Annotated in this window: 3 protein-coding genes; all 3 read right to left on the bottom strand. The window is 72.8% G+C overall.

Features of this window, described 5'->3' with window-relative positions:
* Positions 1-162: 162 nt before the first annotated feature.
* Complete coding sequence (locus EIO58_RS17160; RefSeq protein ID WP_127820470.1) at positions 163-1,050, bottom strand: agmatinase family protein; 888 nt, start codon at positions 1,048-1,050, stop codon at positions 163-165.
* A 21-nt stretch (positions 1,051-1,071) separates the two neighbouring features.
* Complete coding sequence (locus EIO58_RS17155) at positions 1,072-1,422, bottom strand: gamma-glutamylcyclotransferase family protein (RefSeq protein ID WP_205789358.1); 351 nt, start codon at positions 1,420-1,422, stop codon at positions 1,072-1,074.
* A gap of 18 nt (positions 1,423-1,440) precedes the next feature.
* Positions 1,441-1,873: DUF445 domain-containing protein (locus EIO58_RS17150; protein ID WP_164861835.1), on the bottom strand; the 433-nt coding region annotated here is incomplete at its 5' end.

Here is a 1,873-nt window from a genome sequence, read left to right as displayed (position 1 = left end):
CGGTGCTCGAGAGGATCGCGTCGGGGCGGAATCCCGTCTCGGCCAGCTGCCGGGCCATGCGCGGCGCGTCGCGGCGGCCGCGGTCGTTCAGGGGACGGTCGTGGTCGTCGGGTGACGGGTCGCCCCAGTCCGACTTCGCGTGCCGCACCAGCACCAGGGTGATCATGGAGTCACGGCCTTCCCTGCCAGGAGCTCCAGCACGCACAGTGCCGCGAGGCGCACGGTGCGCGAATCGGCGGCATCCGCCGTCGCGTCGACCTCGACGATGTCGGCGCTGCGCACGCGTGCGTCGGATGCCGCCGCCCGCACCAGCGTGCGCAGCTCCCATGCCTGCAGGCCCCCGGGGACGGATGCCGGGCATCCCGGCGCGACCGACCGGTCGCACACGTCGACGTCGATGTCGAGGTGCACCGCGCCGCCGTCCGCTCCGGCGATCTCGAGGGCCTCGGCGACGACGTCGGCCGCGCCGCGGCGGCGCACGTCGTCGAGGGTGACGACGGTGATGCCGAGGTCGGCGGCACGCTGCGCGTACGCCACCGAGTTCGCGAAGTCGGCGATGCCGAGCTGCACGATCCGCGCCGGGTCGAATCCGTCCTCGACGAGCCGGCGCACCGGCGAGCCGTTGGACACCCCGTCGCGCAGATCGAAGTGCGCGTCGAGCGTGATGAGGCCCGTCGCGGCGGCGCCCTGCGCCATCGCGTAGGTGATCGAGTTGTCTCCGCCGAGCCCGATGACGAGCTCGGCGCGCTCCCGCAGCGCGGTGACGGCGGTGCGGACGGATGCCTCGCCCGCCGGCCCGTCCGGCTCGTCGATGTCGCCGGCGTCGGCGATGCGCAGCACCTCGTTCAGGTTTATCGGCGGGGGCCCGAGCAGCGTCGGGCTGTAGCGGCGCAGCGCCCGGCGCAGGGCGGCCGGCGTGGCGTGCGCGCCGGTGGGCGAGAGAGACGTGCGGAACGCGGGGATCCCCAGGATCGCGGCGTCCCAGCCGCCGTCGTCGATCGAGGGCCAGTCTCCCGCGCGCGGCCAGAGGAGGTCGTGGGAAAGCGTCACGGCGTCGACGCTACCCGTCCGTCACGCCGAGACGTAGACCCACGCGGTGCGGCCGCTGGCGAGCACGACCGACGTGCGCCGGTACAGCGCCACCTCGTACTCGTCCGACGCGTCGAGCTCGTCCTCGGTGAGGTGCAGCGCCCGGCCGACGACTTTGTCGAGCGGGTTGCCGGTCGTCCTCACGAGGGGGTGCACAGACAGCCCCGACAGGTCGACGACGCGCGGATCCTCGATCTCGACGTAGTCGACCGTGTACCCGGGGAGGATGTCGTCCTCACCGTCGAGCAGGCGCCCGAAGGTGTCGAGCTGCACCTCAGGATGCTGCAGCGTGCCGTAACTGAAGAGCAGGTGGTCGGGCCGTCGGGCGCTCACGCGATCAGGGTACCCGTGTCAGCCCAGCAGCGCGTGGGCGATCGCGTAGATCGCGAGGCCCGCGAGCGCGCCGACGATCGTGCCGTTGAGGCGGATGTACTGCAGGTCACGACCCACCATCAGTTCGATCTTCTCGGTGGTCTCGGCGGGGTCCCATCGCTCCACCGTGTCGGTGATGATCGACGCGATGTCGCGCCGGTAGCGGTCGACGAGGAATACCGCGGCGTCGGTGACCCACGAGTCCACGCGGCGCTGCAGCGCGGCATCCGTCGTCAGGCGCTCGCCGATCTCGGCGAGGGCCTGGGCGCCGCGCCGGCGCAGGCCGCTGTCGGGGTCGGCGAGCGAGCGCAGCAGCCCGGACTTGGCCGTGTTCCACGCGGTCGCGGCGAGCTCGCGCACGCGAGGGCTGTCGAACACCGCGTGCTTGGCGTCCTCGAACCGCCCGATGGTC

It is taken from the genome of Microbacterium sp. CPCC 204701, from assembly GCF_004010105.1.
In the GTDB taxonomy this organism is placed as follows: Bacteria; Actinomycetota; Actinomycetes; order Actinomycetales; family Microbacteriaceae; genus Microbacterium.
This window is presented reverse-complemented; position numbering and strand designations above follow the sequence as displayed.